This is a genomic window from Bosea sp. 124 (assembly GCF_003046175.1).
GTDB lineage: Bacteria > Pseudomonadota > Alphaproteobacteria > Rhizobiales > Beijerinckiaceae > Allobosea.
Genome location: NZ_PZZM01000001.1, coordinates 3,216,090 through 3,232,834 on the forward strand (window position 1 = coordinate 3,216,090; position 16,745 = coordinate 3,232,834).

Consider the following 16,745-nt stretch of genomic DNA (forward strand, 5'->3'; position numbering starts at 1 on the left):
TCCGATCAGGAAGAGGCCTCCTTGCAAATGCACGCAGGCTCGAGAAGGAAGCTATCCCGCATCCCGCGAGGCGTCTGGGCACTCGGCTTCGTGAGCATGTTCATGGACATCTCTTCCGAGATGATCCACGCGCTCCTGCCGGTTTATCTGGTGACAGTACTCGGCGCTTCAACTCTGACGGTCGGACTTATCGAGGGCATTGCCGAGGCGACCGCCAACATCACGAAGATATTTTCGGGAGTCCTTTCGGACTGGCTCGGAAGGCGCAAGCTCCTGGCGGCGATCGGTTATGGCTTGGCGGCCTTTACCAAGCCGGTGTTTCCGTTGGCGAGCTCGGTCGGCTGGCTAATCACTGCCCGCTTTGTCGACCGGATCGGCAAAGGTATCAGGGGCGCGCCTCGCGATGCACTCGTCGCCGATCTGGCTCCACCGGACCTCCGGGGAGCTAGCATCGGCTTGCGCCAGTCGCTGGACACGACCGGGGCGTTCGTCGGCCCGCTACTGGCCATAGCCCTGATGGCGCTCACCTCGGACAACTTTCGGTTTGTATTCTGGATCGCGGTGATCCCCGCCTTCATCGCCCTTGCGCTGATTATCTTCGGCGTCGAGGAGCCGAGCAGTCATTCAGGATTGGAGAAGCCACCTCTCGGATTCAGTGACGCCAAGCGGCTGAGCGGCACGTTCTGGGCCGCGGTCGCTGTTGCGACGGCTATGAAGCTCGCACGATTTTCCGAGGCCTTTCTGGTACTTCGCGCCCAGAATGTCGGCCTGCCGATTGCATTGGTTCCGGCCGCTCTGGTGGTGATGAACGTGGTCTACGCACTTGCCGCCTATCCTGCTGGTGCACTGTCCGACAGAGTCGGACGTAGCGGCGTCCTGCTGGCTGGGGTAGCGCTTCTCATTGTCGCCGACCTTGTTCTTGCACTGGGCACCGGGGTCCCGATGATGCTCTTGGGGGTCGTGTTCTGGGGCTTGCACATGGGATTCACGCAGGGCCTGCTCGCCGCGCTTGTCGCTGACACCGCTCCAGCCGATCTCCGGGGTACGGCTTACGGCGTGTTCAATCTGGCAGGCGGTGTGTCGATGCTCATGGCCAGTGTCGTCGCCGGCGGACTCTGGGATAGCTATGGCCCCGCCGCGACGTTCCTTGCCGGTGCGGGCTTCAGCACCATCGCGCTCGTTGGGATGTTCCGCATGCGTTACCGCCTGAACGAGACGGTCTGAGGTTTTTCTACGCCACCGTTTTGCAGCGGCGGCACCCGCCAAGACAACCATCCGCTGGCCTGCTGCCGGTTTCGTGGACACCAGGATGGGGTGTTTGGATTGCGCCCGGTCCGTTAGACAAAGCCGACCTATCCTTGGCTCTGCGCTGGTCAACTTGAACTTTTGGCCGCGCAACGGGTTAGCTGTTTTGCCCACTGATTCCGTTGACTGGCCCGGTCCCCCTTCGGCGAGGCTGGCCTCTTTCGGCCAGCGTTTAGAGATTCGCCCATGGACACAATTGCAATCCACCGGCTCGTGTATGTGTCGAAATTCAATTTGGGGCGTGTTGATAGCGCGCCAGCGGCCCTCCGCGACATCCTTTCAGCCTCCCGGCGGAACAATGCCAAAGATGGCGTCACGGGCTATCTAATCTTTGACGGCGAGTTCCTTCAGATCCTGGAGGGAGCTGAAGCGACTGTCTCTGGCACCTTTGCAAGAATCGAGGGTGATAGCAGGCATCGGCAGACGAGTGTGCTGGAGTGGAAGCCATCCTCCACACGGCTGTTCCCCACTTGGTCAATGGCTGCCTATCTGCGCTCTCCCGCGCATGAGGCTGTGTTTGCGCGTCATGGACTCGGAGGGAAGATTGATCGCGGCACCCTTTCGGCGGATCGAGTGGTAAGTCTCGCCATGGAGCTATCGCTGTTGGGCGCATAATTCACCGATCCGGCTATGGAGCGTCGGGTCGTTCAGGGAGAATCCACGCGTGCCCATAGCTTCATCTAGAGCATTGCCTTCACACGGGAGTAGTCACAGGTTCGATCCCTGTGTCCTACGAGGAATGGCAGGCGCGGCTCGGCGCCGACATCATGCCTGTGACCGACGAGCCGGACGGCGCCCCCGTTTTGACGGAAGCGGAATGGAAGGCCGCCCATGTGGTCCTCGCAGAGATCCATCATTAGCGCGGGATGCGCCGGGCTGCCGGCTTCCTCCGAGAGCAGGCTGCGCCGGCAGCCAGCCGTGCCGCTTCGTCGACGGCCTTAGCTCAAATTTCCCCATGCCGTAGCGACATCGTTGAAACTTGTTGTAGCTTTCCGTTCAACAGCCAAAAGGCGGAAGGCTGGGTGGGAGGACATCCAATGCTCAAGCACATGACCATAATCATAGCCATCTCAGTTGCGGGGGCTCTAGCCGGCTGCGCGACCGGGCCGACGGTGACCAGCGAAACCGTGATTGTAGCGGGTGTCGGTCCCGTCACGGTCGAGCAAATGAACGTTGAGATTGTGGACGTCGATCCGGACTCTCGCATTGTTCGCGTGCGTCAAGGCCGCAACACATGGCCGGTCGACGTGCCTGAGGTCTTTGGCGACCTGATGAATATCAACGCTGGTGATCGGGTCCAAATCCGGCGCGTTGAAGGCGCGGTAGTCGGTGTCAGGCCCGCCCGCAGGGGTGCTCAGGCCGGCATCGTCTATTCCGAGACTACGACCGGCCCATCATTCCAGAACCTGCCCGAAAAGTTCGTGGTGCGCACACTCACGCTGACGGCCAAATTCGAGAATTTCGACCCGGCAACCCGGATTGTGAACTACGAAGGCCCACTCGGCCCGCGCACTCACACTGTCGTTGATCCCGCGATACAGACCGCGCTTAAGCGGATGAAGCGCGGCGACATGGTGCAGTTGACGTTCGCCGAAGGCTTCCATTTCCAGAAGTACTAGGGCCAAGGGGTGGGGCTCAGTTTGCGCCCCACCGTTCGCCTCTGCGCCGTAAGCGCCACGCCGGTCCCCTCGTGTGGGGCGGGAGGTGAATGTGCCAAGAGTCCTCTGATCGCGAGAGACGGAGGGCTTGGGTGGGAGCGGACGGCAAAATGGACGTCCATTTGGACGTCTCGACACCTGGCTACGTAGGCCGACTTGAGGTTGTTGAGGGTCCGACGGGTCGGCGGGTTCGCTCGGCGTCGGAGAAGGCGCGGATCGCGGCGGAGAGCCTGATGCCGGGGTCGCAGGTGACGGCGGTTGCCCGCAAGCATGGCGCGACGCGCTGGCAGGTTTATGATTGGCGGCGTCGCCTTCGTCAGGGACAGTTGGCCCTTCCGGAGAGCCGGGAGCCGCTGTTCGCGCCGCTGCTGGTGGAAGAAGCGCCGTCGCCCCGACCGCCGACGAAGCCGCCGAAATCGACGCTGGCGAAGGTTGAGATCGTGATCGACGGCATGGTGATCCGCACGACGGTCGAGGTCGAGCGGTTGGCGCAGGTGATCCGTGCGGTGCGGGCCTCGCGATGATTGCGCCGGGCGCCGATCTGAAGATCTACATGGCGACGCGACCTGTCGACTTCCGGCGCGGCCTCGACGGGCTGGCCGCGGCGGCGCAGGAGGTCCTCGGCCTTGATCCCTATAGTGGCGCGGCCTTCGTCTTCCGCGCCAAAAGGGCCGACCGGATCAAGATTTTAGTCTGGGATCGCACCGGGCTGGTGCTGGTGCACAAGCGCCTGGAGGGCTCGAAGTTCGTGTGGCCGCAGGTTCGCGACGGCGTGATGAGACTGTCACCGGCGATGTTTGCGGCGTTGTTCGAGGGGCTGGATTGGCGCTTGGTTCGGCCTGAGAGAGTTCGGCGTCCGCAGCTCGCCGGGTGAGTGCGGCAGACTGACTCAGGTCCGTGCCAGGCATGGCGCAGACGGCGGATCCGTGCTCGAAATAGTGGATGAACGTCGCAGTTCTCCATGGTGAGGTCGAGCGTCTGAAGGCCGAGCTGGCGCAGACGCAAGAGGCCCTGGCTCAGTCCGAGGAAGCGCGGCGGCGGCTGGAGAGCATCGTCAGCGACCTCCAGCGCGAGAAGTTCGGCTCCCGATCCGAGAAGCTCTCCGGCGAGCAATACCATCTACCGCTGGAGGACGTCGAAATCGCCCAGGGCGTGCTCGATGCCGCCCATGAGAAGGCGCAGCGGATCATCGAGGGCCGCCCGGACGGCGCCTGTGCTTCTCACCGGCGCAACCGCGGTCACCTGCCGGCCCATCTGCCGCGGGTGGAGCGGATCATCGAGCCGCAGAGCAGGCTGTGTCCGTGCGGCTGCGGCGAGATGTCCAGGATCGGCGAGGACGTCAGCGAGCGGCTGGACGTGGTGCCGGCGCAGTTGCGCGTGCTGGTCACCCGCCGCCCGAAATATGCTTGCCGCCGCTGCTCGGGCGCGGTCGTGCAGGCCCATGCTCCCGAGCATGTGGTGCCGGGCGGCCTGCCGACCGAGGCGCTGATCGCCCAGGTCATCGTCGCCAAGTTCGGCGATCACCTGCCGTTCTATCGGCAGGCCGAGATCTATGCGCGCCAGGGCATCCGGCTCGATCGCGCGACACTGGGCAACTGGGCCGGCCGGGCCTGCTTCCATCTCAAGCCCATCGCCGAGCGCATGCGCTGGCATCTGGCCGCGGCGGGTCGTCTGTTCATGGACGAGACCACCGCACCGGTGCTCGATCCCGGACGCGGCAAGGTCAGGAAGGGCTTCTTCTGGGCGATCGCTTCCGATGACCGCGGCCATGGCGGCCAGGGCCCGCCCATCGTGCTGTTCCACTATGCGCCGGGACGCAGTGGCGAGCATGCCGAACGCTTCCTTCAGGGCTTCCGCGGGCAGTTCCTGCAGGTCGACGCCTATGAGGGCTACGATCGGCTGACGCGCCTGGAGAGGCCGCAGGGGCCATGGAGGCTCGTCCATTGCTGGGCTCATCTGCGCCGACGCTTCGTCAAGCTGGCGCGCAACACCAAATCGCCGATCGCCGAGGCGGCGATACGCCAGATCGCGGCGCTCTATGCCATCGAGGCAACGGTTCGCGGTGTCTCGCCGCAACTGCGGCTTGCCGCCCGGCGGGAGCATTCCACGCCGATCATCACCGCCCTGAAACCGTGGTTCGAGAAGCAACTGTCGCTGATCTCCTCCGGCTCCAGGCTGGCCGAAGACATCCGCTACGGGCTCGCCCACTGGGAGGGGCTCACCCGCTTCCTTGACGATGGCCGCCTCGAGCTCGACACCAACCCGGTTGAAAACGCGATCAGGCCCGTCTGCCTGACCCGAAAAAATGCTCTGTTCGCCGGCCACGAGGTCGGCGCCGAAAACTGGGCACTGCTCTCGTCCCTCGTCGCCACATGCAAGCTCAACGACGTCAATCCCGTCGCCTATCTCGCTGAAACCCTCGACGCCGTCATCAACGGCCACCCACAAAGCGCCGTCGAAGATCTCATGCCATGGCGCTTCCGGAAAACCTCAACCCCAAATCCGTAGGGCCCCGGCAGGGCGCTTACTCTGCGCCAGCGTTCGTGCTCGATAAAGGTGCCGGCCTGCCTGCCGGCATCTGCCGCAAGCGCTTCGTCGTAAGCCTTCGCGTATCGGGCGGCGTCATACCAGCAGTAAGGGATGGCCTGGCCCTGGCGGATCAGCTCGCGCCCGATATCGGCTACCGCCCAAGGCCTATGATGTACCAGACCTCGTGTATGCGTGGGATAGGGTCGGTTTCGGCGCCACCGACGAGCCGATCATCGAGATGCCGCAACCGTCGTAAGTCCTGACGACCAGATCGACGCGCCCTGTCTACAGGTACTGAAATATCGTTCCCGGCCCGATCTGGTGGAGATCGATCTCTGTATCGCTAAGCCGCCGTTGGAGCTTGAACACTGGCCCCGGTGACAGGCCCAAATGCCCCCTCAAAGCCGCAACGGCCGCGTCGCCCGTTTCGGCCGCGATGAAAAATATCTGATGGGAATCGTCCGTCTCGGACGTCACTTCCACTTGAAAGGCCTTCAGGTCGGTCATCGCAAAGCTCGTATCTCAATTGCGGCAGATCATCATCGCTACCGGGGTCCATTGAATTGAGGTAGCTGGGGCTTGCTGCCAAAAATCAAGCTTTGGGGGTCTCGTTCGACACCCCGCACAGTGCGACCGAAGCCCGTGAGCAATCGCCGCCCGTCGCTTGTGAACGTTTCGACGCCGCGCAGACCGGCGCTCGTGAAGCGTATGATTTCAGCGGTTATCTCTGCCGTGCGTTTATCAAGATTGTTGGCGAGCATGCGGAGGGACTTGGCAACCTCGCGAACATCGTCGAACGCGCTTCGACCATCCTGCCCAGAAGCGCTGTTCAGGAAAGACTGTGCTCCGATGAGCACTCCCTCCACCTGATCGGCAGCCCTGCTGAGCTTCTCGGCCGTCGAGGCAACATCCTTCACCGCCTTTCCGACTTCGCCACTGCCAAGCGCCACGGTGAACCTCTCGACGTCGTCGATAACCAAAGCGATGTTTTTTTGATCGATCGCGCGGATAGTTTCGGTCAATTCCTGGCTGAAGGAGCCAAGCTTTTCCGAAGCCGGCGCGATGAAGTCGGCTACGGCACCGATGTTTTTCATGAAGCTCGCGACAGAATCAGAATTGCCGCTGAGCAAAGCCGAAAACTCTTCCGTATTTCTGATTGCATCGCCGATTGATCCCGCATTTGCCTTGACCGCGGCTTCAATGCCGTCGAGTGCCTCGTCGGCGCGTTTGGCAACGCTACGCACGGTTTCAAAGATGCTTTCAGACGGCTCGGCAATAATGGTCGGAAGGGGTTGCCCTCCAGCTTGGTCAAGACCGGAGAATTCGGATCGCCACCGAGCAGTTGGACGGCGGCGACGCCCGCGAGTCCCTGCGCCTCAACTCGCGCACGGGTATCGACACGCAAGGGCGCTGACCGATCAACCCTGATGACAGCATAGATCTGGCGCGGGTCGTCGGGCTGCAGGCCAATATGCGTCACCTCACCAACCTGCAGTCCGTTGAACAGCACGCTCGTACCGCGCGCCAGGCCCGACACCTTATCGTTAAAGATGAGGCGGACGTCAGTCATCTTGTCGGCGCTGCCGGTGTTGAACCAGTAAACGAACCCGAACAACCCAGCCACAACCGCAAGCGCGAACAGCCCCACCAGCGCATGACTCGCTTGCGATTTCATACCGATACAGCTTCCTTCAACTCGATCGGCAGGCGGGATGGTCAGCCGCCGCCTGAACAGGCCATCGCTCGATAATGGCTGGTCGCCATGCCTATTAAGGCATACGCCGGTCTAGCAGGAAGCCTTCAGAAATACTGCGAGAAGTAGGCGGGCAGGAAATATCCGGCGCCTGCGAATGCGGCCAGCAGGGCAAGCAGGGTCGCGCCTGCGCGAACCCGGCTGAGAAGCGAGCTTGATGAGTCCGCCGCCACGATCAGCTTCAAAAAGCCGCCAAAAGGCCGAAAGCGTCCGGGAGACGGCTTCGTATCGAAACCCTCCTGATCCAGGGCCTCATCGCTGGCAACAGTTTGCGGCATGACGTCACCTCCTCGGCAGAGCCTCAACATCGTCCGGGTCGAACAGTTCCGAACCCTCGGGTTGATCCGGCTTGGTGCCGCTCGGCCAGCCAGCGACACGAATGCGCGGAACATCTCGCCGAGCTCTGAGGTTGAGCCGGCATCTGCGCATTGGCGCGCCTGCAAATGGGGGCTGTCATGGACAGTATCATCTATCTCGTCGGTCTCGTGGTGGTCGTCCTGGCCATCCTGTCTTTCCTCGGTCTGCGCTGAAGGTATCGCCATGTCACTTGGTTCAACCGACGTTGTTGTCGTCACCCCTCCCGGCCCCGAAGCGCCGTCTGGATCGTATCTCGAATCGAGCCCTATCCTCGGGGGAGCGGTTCTTTCGGCCGCTATATCGACCCTGATGGCGGCCTTCGGCTCTGCCATTGGCTTGTCGCTGGTGTCCGCTGACGCCGCGCGATCCACGAGCGTCGTAGCCCTCGCCATCGCGGGTGCGTTGTGGGCGCTCTGGATAACCGTCTCGGCCTGCGGCGCGGGCGGCTATCTCGCCGGCAGGATGCGCAAGCCACTGGCAGATTCCAGCTCACATGAGCGCGGCGTCCGGGACGGCGCCCACGGGCTGGTGGTCTGGGCGGTCGGTGCGCTGCTTGTTGCTTTCCTGACTTCATCGTCGCTTGTGGGCGCGGCAAAGACAGCGGCGACTGGTGCTGCCGCAGCGGCTGGCGGAGCTGGCGCTCTTATCAGCCAGCAGGCTGATCCGCTCGCGTCAGCCGTCGATAGCATTATGCGTGCGAATGGCACTGAGCCTGTGACACAGGGCGAGCGTGATGAAGCTTCCCGTATTCTTGTCCGCAGCCTGGCGAGTGGCAGTCTCGATGGGGCGGATCGCGGATACATCGCATCACGCATGGCGGTGCGTATGAACATCCCGCAGGCCGAAGCAGAGAAGCGGATCGACGATGCCTATGCTCGGCTGAATCAGGCGAAGGAGACAGCCAAGCAGGCGGCCGAGAAAGCACGGAAGACGGGCGTCATCGTTGCATTCATGACGGCGGCCGTACTGCTTGTCGGCGCGGCCGCGGCCTATCTCGCGGCCATCTTGGGCGGCCGTCATCGCGACGAAGAGATCGACGTGTTTGCGCGTTGAGCGACCGAGCTAAACACGCCAACACCTCGTTCTCACGGCGGCGCCCAAATTCCTCCCAAGGCCGGGCGCCTGCCTGCTCTCCATTGGATCGCGTCGCCACGGATGTACTGCCGCAGCCAATCGGAGGGCTAGTGAAGTCGCGGTAGCTATTTGAAGTGCTGGCCAAGGTGTTAGAGGCATGTCGCCACATCGGCGTGGACGTCACGGGGATCGACTCGGCTGACGAAACAGGGCTACCGTGCAGGCATTAGGCGGTCCAAACTGCGACAAGTGATTTTAGAACCCCAGCACATGCAATCGATGCAGCCCCGGTCGAGGGTGCTCATCGTCGAAGACGAGCCGATCATCGCATTGGACTTCGAAGGCATCCTGACCGTTGATGGCGTACTTCCACTGTTCCGACGGGATGCTGACTTCCCGGCCGGCGAGGTTAGAATAGGCTACGGTCTGGCTGGCGCTATGGGCGGGCGCGGTCGAATCTCCGGATGGACAGGAGATCTGATTAGCTCAGTTGCCGATCGGCGGGATCGCCTTGGGCATCGCGTGGTCCATTTCCCATTTTCCACAGCGGCGATCAGTCCCTGCCGTTTATCGCCCGTAGTCTCGAGGCGTTTGCGGGCGTCTTCCCATTCCTCGATCGTTTCGATAGGTTTGATGGTATCGAGCATGGCATGACCCTCCTAGCCGAACAATCCGTAGCCGGTGGCACAGTTCCTTCGTCTGCACACTGCCGCCTGATCCATGCCGCATACAGCGCGCGGACCCTCTGACAGCAGGCTCCTAAGCAGGTCAGTGCTTGGCGGCGTCGAAGGTTGTGTCCCGCGAGCGACTGGCTACTTCGAGGGAATGCAGCACATCTTGCTCGAGGTCGAATACAAGATCCCGGTATTCCGCCGTGCAAGCGGACGCGACGCTCGCGGTCGATCTGCTCCAGAACGCAGCCGCCTCGAATGCGAGTTCATAGGCCTCGCCCAATTCCTTTAACTGCGGGTGGTCGGCGTGTTGTCGAAGTTCAGTCCGATACTCCGGCAAGCGCAGCATCAGCCGGGCGAATCCACGCTTCGAGGTGATGTCCATGTCCACGATCTCAAGCGCATCCCCGATGCGTAAATGCTCGTCGAGCGTGGGCGGATGTCAAGCGACGCGACGTGGCCGCTAGCGCTCGCTGGAAAAGGTTTACAGTAAGCCGATCCATCCGATTTTGTGCGATGCGTAACACCCGGTCCGCGGCGGCGTTCCATCTTATACCGACCATATGCCCCGATGCGGCGTGGGATAGTCAGCGGGCCCGGTTCGCTTCGGCGTGGCCGGGCCTTACCATTGCAATCAGGGAGAGCCAACCAATGTCTGACGCGATCGACAACCTGGAAGACCGGATCGCGATAGCCCGTCGCAATATCGAGGATCTGACGGTTCAGGCCACCGCGGTTTCGGGTGCTAGCGCAGAGGAATGCATCTCGGCGCGACTTGCAGAGCAGCAGGAGCGTTTGACCGACTTGCTCCGGCAGCAACAGGGCCTCGAGCGCAGACGCCAAGCCTAAGTTGTGGAGGGGCAGGTTCGAGCATGGATATCATCGTTACGCCAACCGCTCTGGGCGCTTGGAATTTGGTCGACTTGCTGGGCCGGCATGTCGCAGTCGTCGAGCAGGTCGAGCCCGGCCAATATCGCATTTTCCCGGGCGAGCGCGTTGCCGCCTCGATGCGGGCGATGAAGCATGGGCCATTTAAGACACTGGACGCCGCACTCGAGCACATCGAAACGTTCACGCGATCAACGTGCAGGCTCGCGCCCACTGATTGACGAATGGGCGATGAACCCGCGATCGGGAAACCAGCGGAGGCGGGGACGCCGGTCCGTACAGCTGGGGGGCAACGGAGCGGTCCGGCGTCCTGCGCCGCGGTAACAAGCGCAGTTCAGGTTAGCCCCGGTTGGTTAAACGAGTGCTAAGGCTGGCTGCTGATTGTCCGGCGGCGTCGGCCCCGCCGGCTCGGCCAGATCCGGGCGCACTCGGCGCGCCGCCCAAGCCAAGGCTGGGATTGATTGATGGCCGGGTCTCTGGGTATTTAGGGGCTATTCTGCTAGGCTGGCGTGCAGTCTCAAGGATTTCCGCTAGCTCTCAAGCAAGTTCCAGCCTCGTTCCCCAAAGCTTCGCCGCCTGTTGCAACTGGAACAGTTCCTCCTCGCCGGCGGCGTCCAGAAGCGACGCGGCCAGCACCGCGATACGCGCCTTCGCCGCTAGGTTGCCACGCGATTCTTGCTCTGGTGCGTCAAGTATATAATCGCCAAAGATAAGGGCGGGGATCATGTCAGCGAAGCCAGCTGAGATGGATGATGATCACGACGCGATCGATTGGGAACTGATTGATCTGGTCGAGGAACACCGCAGCGAGCGGCAGGCGCTGCGGGACACGAAGGCCCGCCGATCTGCACCGGCTGGCCTCTTGTCGTTATCACACTGGGCTTAGGCGGTCGCTAAGCTTCGATCGTGATGCGCGGCTTGGACCAAACATTTGATCCGCGTCGTTCGATAAAGTCCGCGAGATGCATGGTCCGCGCTCGGAGGAAACGTTGAGTCCCCGGATCCCGCGCAGTATAGCCGATCGGGACGGCGGCAGGGTGAAGCGGGGGTGGGCTGGTGCTGCGATAGAGGATTGAACTGGCTTACGGTGCAATAAAAACAATGGGTTAAGTCGTTATTGTAACACTGTGACGAGCCAGAAAATGTTACGCTCTGGATTACCGGGGGCTGTGGAAAAGGCAGCCTCTGGGGAAGCGGGAGTAGGAACGGCTGAGTCGGCGGATCCCCGTAGCGCCAGGCTCCTGGCTCGAGGCGTCTTGCTGGGCGATCGGGTCTCGAATCATACGTGAGCCGTCGGACGACCCGCGTCGCGTGCTCGTTTGTAGCGGATCTCATCGATCGGCAGAGCAGACTGAGAGCAGTCAATAGGTCGCCCGGCCGCCTGAAAGGTCGAAAATCCCGCCAGTCGAGAACGAGCACTCGTCCGAGGAGAGCCAGAGCACCATTCGCGCCACCTCCTCGACCTCGACAAATCGCCCCATCGGGATGCGTCCGAGGATATCGGCGCGGCGTTCCGCCGAGATCTCCCGCGCCATCGCCGTCTCGGCGGCTGCCGGGGTGACCGCAGTGACGATGATGCCGTCCTGCGCCGTCTCCTTGGCGACGCTCTTGGTCAGCGCCATCAGCCCGGCCTTCGAGGCGCTGTAGGCCGCGGCGCTGGCCATGCCCTCCTTGCCCTGGATCGAGGCGATGCTGACGACATGGCCGCGCAGCGGATGCGGCGTCACCCGCGAGGGGCGCGGCGCCTGCTGCCGCATGCGCCCGACGATGGCGCGCGTCACCAGATAGGCGCCGAAGAGGTTGATCTGCAGGACGCGCTGGAAATTCTCCGGCGAGGTCTCCCAGACCGGCTTCACCTCGCCGAGAACGCCGGCATTGTTGACGAGGATATCGACGCCGCCGCCAGCGGAGAAAGCCGCATCCGCGGCGCGGTCGACCGCCGCCGCATCGGTCACGTCGACGGTGCGGATGCCGACGCCTTCTCCCAGTTCGGCCGCGGCTTCGGCGAGAGCCGCAGCACTGACGTCCCAGAGCTCCACCCGCGCCCCGGCATCGAGAAGTGCCCGGGCAATGCCGCGCCCCAGCCCGCCGGCGCCGCCGGTGACGATCGCGAAGCGGCCGGACAGGTCATAGGTCGCGCCCATCAGCCGGCACTCCAGGCCGTCTTGGTGCGGGTGACCTGGTGGCGGTAGAGCCCGAGCGAATACGGACCCCGGCCGCCGATCGCATCGAGCTGTCCGCCGGCGAGTTCGGCTTTCGACGTTGCGACGAAAGCGGCTTCGTCGCCCCACCCCTCGACCAGCAGGATCCAGCGCGGCACAGCGTTGGCGACGCCACGCGCCGTCTGCTCCGCGGTCGCGACGCCGCTCGCCTCCGCATCGGCCGTCATCAGATGCACGGCCGCGATCCCGGGGCGTTCCAGCAGCTCGGGAATCATCCGGCGCTGCAGGCTGGCCTTGTGGGCTGTCGCATCGGCCTCGGCCACATCGTAGCGCAGGGTCGCGATCAGGCCGCCCTGGGCCGGGCCTGCGCTATGCGCGACGCGGCAGATCGAGCGCGCCACCGAGCGGAAATGCTTCACCGTGGCGAGGGTCCAGGGCGTAGGTGCATTGACCCGTGCCGTATAGTCCTGGCCCTTCAACACCTCGACGCTGAGGGCCTCGTAGAGGTTGAAGAATTCGAGATCGGCCTCGATCGCGACATAGCGCCGGCCGCGCTGGAAGCCCGGTATGCCGAGCCGCTCCGGCATGTGCTCCTGGCCATGCCAGGCATAGAACGCGTCGCGCCCCTCGGGCGCGATGTCGTGCCAGATCGCGACGGCGCCCTCTCCACACAAGCTCACGGCAGCCCTCCCAGCATCGTCGCCTCCCGGCTCTGCGGCGAGGCGCGTTTGACTCCGCCGCTGAAGCTTCCTATACGGAAATCAATTCTGAATTGGAAATCATTTCCAAAAATAAAACCACGGGGTGGAAGCAGGGGATGGCTGGGTGACGATCGCAGCGGTGGAGCGGGCGCTGAAGGTGCTGGAGGCGCTGTCGGGCGAGCCCGGCGGGGTCGACCTCAGCCTGCTCTCGGCGCGCCTCGACCTGCCTTTCAGCGCGACCCATCGCCTGCTCGCGACCTTGGTCGAGCGCGGCTTCGTCAGCCAGGATGCCGCGACCGGCGCCTACGGGCTGACCTTGAAGCTGGCCCAGATCGCCTTCCGCGATCTCGACCTGCGCGGCTTGCCCGATGCCGGCCAGATCGTGCTTGACGCGCTCGCCCGGAAGACCCGCGAATATTGCCGGCTCGCGGTGGTCGAGGATGAGAACCTCGTTTGGATCGCCCGAGCCCAGGGCGCGACCGCGGGGCTGCGCTACGATCCGCCGATGGGCGCCGAGATCGTCCTGCATGCGACCGCGACCGGGAAGGCCTGGCTCGCCTCCCTGCCCGAAGCGGATGCCTTGCGCATCGTCTGCGCCCGCGGCTTCCGGGCCGGCGGCCCCAACGCCCTCTCGGATGTCGATGCTTTGCGCAGCCATTTGGCCGAGACCCGCCAGCGCGGGGTCGCGCTGGCCGTCGAGGAGGGCGAGATCGGCACCGTCGCCATGGCCGTCGTCTTCCGCGCAGGCCCGGCCCCCGACGCGGCCATCGCCGGCACGCTTAGTGTCGCTGGCCCGATGCCGCGCATGAGCGAGGAACGGCGCGGCCCGATCGCTCAGGCCTTGCGGGAGGCGGCGCAGGAGATGGCCGCGATCTGGCCGCTTCGCCGGCGACAGATGCAATCGCCCGTGCGACCCGCCCCCAGGAGCCAACCGCAGCCCGAATTCCAGGCGGGAACCAGCGCATGACCGACGACGCAGCCCCCGCCCCGACAATGCGGCCCGCCGCCCCGCGCGAGACGGGCTCTGGCAGAGCGGCCGCGTGGACTTCGGCCATCGCCTGGCCACTGGCCAGTTTCGCCGTGCTGCTGCTCGCTTGGGAGTGGCTCGTGCCGCTGGCCGGCGTGCCGGAATACATCCTGCCCGTGCCAAGTGCCTTCTTCGAGCGGCTCTGGACCGACCGCGCTCTCATTTTCCAGCATACGCTGGTCACCGCCAACGAGATCGTGCTCGGCTTCCTGATGGCGGCGGTGATTTCGATCCCGCTCGGCTACATCATCGTCTCTGTCAGGCTGCTGGAAAAAGCGGTCTATCCGGTGATCGTCTTCTTCCAGCTCGTGCCCAAGATTGCGATCGCACCGCTCTTCGTCGTCTGGTTTGGCTTCGGCCTGTTTCCGAAAGTGCTGCTGACCTTCCTGCTCTGCTTCTTCCCGACACTCGTCGCCAGCATGACCGGTTTCCGCGCGCTCGACGAGCGTGTGCTCTATCTGACCCGCTCAATGGGCGCGACGCCCTGGCAGACCTTCCGCAAGGTGCGGGTGCCGGCTGCGCTCAACTACATCTTCTCCGGCCTCAAGGTCTCGGCCGTCTTCGCTGCCACGGGTGCGATCGTCGGCGAGTTCGTCGGCGCCAATTCGGGTCTGGGCTACCTGCTGCTGCGCGGCACGAGTTTCCTCGACATGCCGCTGATCTTCGCCTGCCTCGTCGCGCTCAGCCTTGTCGGCATCCTGTTCAGCTACCTCGTCGACGGGCTCGAGGTGCTGCTGATGCCCTGGCAGCGCAAGACCTGAGAACCACCCCACAAATCATCAATCCGGGATCAACCGGGACATCTGGGAGGATGGAACCATGAACAGACGCACCCTGATTACCACTGTCGCCGTGCTGGCGCTGAGCGCGACCACCGCCTTCGCGCAAGGCGCTGGCAAGCCGATGAAGATCACGCTGAACTTCCTCGCTGCCGCGCCGAATGCCGGCTTCATGATGGCCAAGCAGATGGGCCTCTACGAGAAGGCCGGCATCAACCTGACGATCGAGGAAGGCAAGGGCTCCGGCACCACGGCGCAGATGGTCGCCACCGGCCAGGCCGATGTCGGCTTCGCCGACGCGCCCGCGGCCATGCAGCTTCGCAGCAAGGGGGCTCCGGTGAAGATCATCGCTCCCGTTTTGCAGACCAACGGCTTCGCCATCATCTCGCTGAGTGAGAGCGGCATCGCCTCGCCGAAGGACCTCGTCGGCAAGAAGATCGCCGTGCAGCCCGGCACGGCCCAGACGATTCTGTTGGAAGCCATCCTGGCGAGCAACCAGATCGACAAGTCGAAGGTCGACGTGATCGCCATCGACCCGGCTGCCTTCGTCGGCGCGCTTCTGGAAAAGAAGGTCGATGCGATCCTGGGCGGCGCCGACTTCCACTCGATCCAGATCCGCGAGCGTGGCTTCAAGGTGACCGACATCTTCTACCGCGACGTCGGCGTGCCGACGGTCGGCCTCTCGATCATCGCCCGCGACGACCGGATCAAGGCCGAGGCGGACCTGTTCAAGAAGTTCGTCGAGGCGAGCCTGCAGGGCTGGGACGCGGCGCGGAAGAACCCCGATGCCGCAGCCGACGCCGTCGTGGCGCAGTTTCCGGCGGTGAAGAAGGCACAGGTGCTCGCCCAGTTCGATGTCGTCAACAAGCTGCTGCGCTCCGGGAGCGACGACGCTCGGCAAGGTGCCGGAGAAGAACTGGGCGGTCAGCTATGACCTCCTGACCCAGTATCTCGGGCTGCCCAAGGACAAGCCGATCACCGATTACTACAGCACAGAACTGCTGCCGGCCTCGGCCCCAGCCTGTTCGTGAGGACGGCATGACTGTGACTGCCAGCACGGGCACGGCCGCGTCCATTACGGGGCGGGGCATCGTCAAGACCTTCGGCGGTTTTACCGCCGTCGACGGTCTGGACCTCGACATCAGGAGCGGTGAGTTCGTCAGCCTGATCGGCCCGTCCGGCTGCGGCAAGAGCACCTTCATGCTGATGGCGGCGGGGCTGATCCCGGTGAGCGGCGGCGAACTGCTCGTCGATGGCAAGGCTTTGACCGCGCCGCTGACCGATATCGGCATCGTCTTCCAGGACCATCTCCTCCTCGATTTCCGGACGGCGTTGGATAATGTGATGTTGCAGGCCGAGTTTCGAGGCCTGCCGCTCGGCCCGGCAAAGGCACGCGCGCTCGAGCTCTTCGCCAAACTTGGCATCAGTCACGCGGCGGACCGTTACCCCAAGCAGCTTTCAGGCGGAATGCGCCAGCGCGTCTCGATTGCGCGTGCCCTGATCCACGACCCGTCCGTCCTCATGATGGACGAACCGTTTGGAGCCCTCGACGCGATCACGCGCACGCAGATCCGGCACGACCTTGAGATGCTTTGGCTGGAGACCGGCAAGACCGTCGTGTTCATCACCCATTCGATCGAGGAGGCGATCGGACTGTCAGACCGTGTGCTGGTCATGTCCCCCACGCCCGGGCGCGTGGTCGACGAGATCGCCATCGAGCTGCCACGGCCCCGGCCGGCCCATCTCGGCGATTATCCCAGCTTCAATACCTATTCTGACCGCATTCACGACGCTTTCCGGCGCTTCGGCGTGATCAAATACTGAAGCTGTCGCTTGCCCGT

23 protein-coding genes are annotated in these 16,745 nt (G+C 63.7%); 15 read left to right on the forward strand and 8 right to left on the reverse strand.

Annotation, left to right across the window (positions count from 1 at the left end; genetic code table 11):
• The first annotated feature begins 27 nt into the window (after positions 1-27).
• The 7 genes from C8D03_RS15195 (at position 28) to tnpC (ending at position 5,471) form a co-directional block, all read left to right on the forward strand.
• Positions 28-1,224: an MFS transporter gene (locus C8D03_RS15195; RefSeq protein WP_108047363.1), complete on the forward strand. Its 1,197-nt coding sequence runs from the start codon at positions 28-30 to the stop codon at positions 1,222-1,224.
• A gap of 267 nt (positions 1,225-1,491) precedes the next feature.
• On the forward strand, positions 1,492-1,920 hold the full coding sequence (locus tag C8D03_RS15200; protein ID WP_108047365.1) for a BLUF domain-containing protein: 429 nt from the start codon (positions 1,492-1,494) through the stop codon (positions 1,918-1,920).
• A gap of 110 nt (positions 1,921-2,030) precedes the next feature.
• Entirely contained in the window at positions 2,031-2,165 is a 135-nt protein-coding gene (locus C8D03_RS26970) for a hypothetical protein (RefSeq protein WP_282568596.1), read from the forward strand.
• Between the two features lie 177 nt (positions 2,166-2,342).
• A complete protein-coding gene (locus tag C8D03_RS15205; protein ID WP_108047367.1) occupies positions 2,343-2,924 on the forward strand; it encodes a hypothetical protein in 582 nt (193 codons plus the stop codon).
• 149 nt (positions 2,925-3,073) lie between these two features.
• On the forward strand, positions 3,074-3,487 hold the full coding sequence (locus C8D03_RS15210) for a transposase (protein WP_282568616.1): 414 nt from the start codon (positions 3,074-3,076) through the stop codon (positions 3,485-3,487).
• Positions 3,484-3,837 carry an IS66 family insertion sequence element accessory protein TnpB gene (gene tnpB / locus C8D03_RS15215; protein WP_108046502.1) on the forward strand — a complete coding sequence of 118 codons (354 nt, stop codon included), beginning with the start codon at positions 3,484-3,486 and terminating at the stop codon, positions 3,835-3,837. Before C8D03_RS15210 ends, tnpB begins: the two co-directional genes overlap by 4 nt.
• A gap of 68 nt (positions 3,838-3,905) precedes the next feature.
• Positions 3,906-5,471, forward strand: a complete 1,566-nt coding sequence (gene tnpC, locus C8D03_RS15220) for an IS66 family transposase (protein WP_108046501.1) — start codon at positions 3,906-3,908, stop codon at positions 5,469-5,471.
• Positions 5,472-5,777: 306 nt separating this feature from the next.
• Here tnpC and C8D03_RS15225 read toward each other — a convergent pair whose 3' ends face one another.
• The 4 genes from C8D03_RS15225 to C8D03_RS26640 all read right to left on the reverse strand — a co-directional run bounded on the left by C8D03_RS15225 (position 5,778) and on the right by C8D03_RS26640 (position 7,523).
• Positions 5,778-5,999, reverse strand: a complete 222-nt coding sequence (locus C8D03_RS15225) for a hypothetical protein (protein ID WP_108047369.1) — start codon at positions 5,997-5,999, stop codon at positions 5,778-5,780.
• 38 nt (positions 6,000-6,037) lie between these two features.
• A complete protein-coding gene (locus tag C8D03_RS15230; protein ID WP_108047371.1) occupies positions 6,038-6,586 on the reverse strand; it encodes an MlaD family protein in 549 nt (182 codons plus the stop codon).
• Positions 6,583-7,167, reverse strand: a complete 585-nt coding sequence (locus C8D03_RS15235) for an MlaD family protein (RefSeq protein WP_108047373.1) — start codon at positions 7,165-7,167, stop codon at positions 6,583-6,585. The genes C8D03_RS15230 and C8D03_RS15235 overlap by 4 nt, the downstream gene beginning before the upstream one ends.
• A gap of 125 nt (positions 7,168-7,292) precedes the next feature.
• Entirely contained in the window at positions 7,293-7,523 is a 231-nt protein-coding gene (locus C8D03_RS26640) for a hypothetical protein (RefSeq protein ID WP_108047375.1), read from the reverse strand.
• A 262-nt stretch (positions 7,524-7,785) separates the two neighbouring features.
• Between C8D03_RS26640 and C8D03_RS26195 the strand changes: the two genes are divergently transcribed.
• Positions 7,786-8,655 carry a hypothetical protein gene (locus C8D03_RS26195; protein ID WP_146170184.1) on the forward strand — a complete coding sequence of 290 codons (870 nt, stop codon included), beginning with the start codon at positions 7,786-7,788 and terminating at the stop codon, positions 8,653-8,655.
• Between the two features lie 789 nt (positions 8,656-9,444).
• On the opposite strand, the gene C8D03_RS15250 is transcribed toward C8D03_RS26195, so the two are convergent.
• On the reverse strand, positions 9,445-9,732 hold the full coding sequence (locus tag C8D03_RS15250; protein WP_108047377.1) for a hypothetical protein: 288 nt from the start codon (positions 9,730-9,732) through the stop codon (positions 9,445-9,447).
• A 266-nt stretch (positions 9,733-9,998) separates the two neighbouring features.
• Between C8D03_RS15250 and C8D03_RS15255 the strand changes: the two genes are divergently transcribed.
• Positions 9,999-10,196 carry a hypothetical protein gene (locus C8D03_RS15255; RefSeq protein WP_108047379.1) on the forward strand — a complete coding sequence of 66 codons (198 nt, stop codon included), beginning with the start codon at positions 9,999-10,001 and terminating at the stop codon, positions 10,194-10,196.
• Between the two features lie 23 nt (positions 10,197-10,219).
• The gene (locus C8D03_RS15260) at positions 10,220-10,456 is read left to right on the forward strand and encodes a hypothetical protein (protein WP_108047381.1); all 237 of its coding nucleotides are present in this window, start codon (positions 10,220-10,222) and stop codon (positions 10,454-10,456) included.
• Positions 10,457-10,772: 316 nt separating this feature from the next.
• Here C8D03_RS15260 and C8D03_RS15265 read toward each other — a convergent pair whose 3' ends face one another.
• The 3 genes from C8D03_RS15265 to C8D03_RS15275 form a co-directional block, all read right to left on the reverse strand.
• On the reverse strand, positions 10,773-10,961 hold the full coding sequence (locus tag C8D03_RS15265; RefSeq protein ID WP_108047383.1) for a hypothetical protein: 189 nt from the start codon (positions 10,959-10,961) through the stop codon (positions 10,773-10,775).
• A 635-nt stretch (positions 10,962-11,596) separates the two neighbouring features.
• Positions 11,597-12,379: an SDR family NAD(P)-dependent oxidoreductase gene (locus tag C8D03_RS15270; protein ID WP_108047385.1), complete on the reverse strand. Its 783-nt coding sequence runs from the start codon at positions 12,377-12,379 to the stop codon at positions 11,597-11,599.
• Positions 12,379-13,077 carry a hypothetical protein gene (locus tag C8D03_RS15275; protein WP_108047387.1) on the reverse strand — a complete coding sequence of 233 codons (699 nt, stop codon included), beginning with the start codon at positions 13,075-13,077 and terminating at the stop codon, positions 12,379-12,381. Before C8D03_RS15275 ends, C8D03_RS15270 begins: the two co-directional genes overlap by 1 nt.
• A gap of 145 nt (positions 13,078-13,222) precedes the next feature.
• Between C8D03_RS15275 and C8D03_RS15280 the strand changes: the two genes are divergently transcribed.
• Genes C8D03_RS15280 through C8D03_RS15295 form a run of 5 tightly spaced genes read left to right on the forward strand, consistent with a single transcriptional unit; the run spans position 13,223 to position 16,728 of the window.
• Entirely contained in the window at positions 13,223-14,065 is an 843-nt protein-coding gene (locus C8D03_RS15280) for an IclR family transcriptional regulator (protein WP_108051682.1), read from the forward strand.
• On the forward strand, positions 14,062-14,886 hold the full coding sequence (locus C8D03_RS15285; protein WP_248308486.1) for an ABC transporter permease: 825 nt from the start codon (positions 14,062-14,064) through the stop codon (positions 14,884-14,886). Before C8D03_RS15280 ends, C8D03_RS15285 begins: the two co-directional genes overlap by 4 nt.
• Positions 14,887-14,944: 58 nt before the next feature.
• Positions 14,945-15,838, forward strand: coding sequence for an ABC transporter substrate-binding protein (locus C8D03_RS15290; RefSeq protein WP_108047391.1), 894 nt, complete (start codon positions 14,945-14,947; stop codon positions 15,836-15,838).
• A complete protein-coding gene (locus tag C8D03_RS26975) occupies positions 15,807-15,935 on the forward strand; it encodes a hypothetical protein (protein WP_282568597.1) in 129 nt (42 codons plus the stop codon). Before C8D03_RS15290 ends, C8D03_RS26975 begins: the two co-directional genes overlap by 32 nt.
• 7 nt (positions 15,936-15,942) lie before the next feature.
• Positions 15,943-16,728, forward strand: a complete 786-nt coding sequence (locus C8D03_RS15295) for an ABC transporter ATP-binding protein (protein ID WP_108047393.1) — start codon at positions 15,943-15,945, stop codon at positions 16,726-16,728.
• Positions 16,729-16,745 lie beyond the last annotated feature (17 nt).